Raw genomic sequence first — 214 nt, forward strand, 5'->3', positions numbered from 1 at the left:
TGAACAACATTTGCCGGTTGAAATGGACTGTAGCGACGACTCGGAAATTGTTTCCTCCAACATCAAACACATAAAACTTTGTTGGACCGTAATCGACTGTAGTACCAAACGTCTTCTTAAGACCGGACAGGTCATCGGCTTGGCAGCTACTTGCCAGCCTGTACCAGGTCATGAGAGGACTTTTCGCGGCTGAGTGTTTATCAATAAACTCTTC

1 protein-coding gene is annotated in these 214 nt (G+C 45.8%); it reads right to left on the reverse strand.

The annotated features are described in order from the left end of the window. A partial coding sequence (locus AB4Y44_RS43115) for a type II toxin-antitoxin system HigB family toxin (RefSeq protein WP_368702873.1) occupies positions 1-172 on the reverse strand: 172 nt, incomplete at its 3' end. Positions 173-214: the final 42 nt, after the last annotated feature.

The sequence above is a fragment of the Paraburkholderia sp. BR10937 genome (genome assembly GCF_040965695.1).
Lineage (GTDB): Bacteria > Pseudomonadota > Gammaproteobacteria > Burkholderiales > Burkholderiaceae > Paraburkholderia.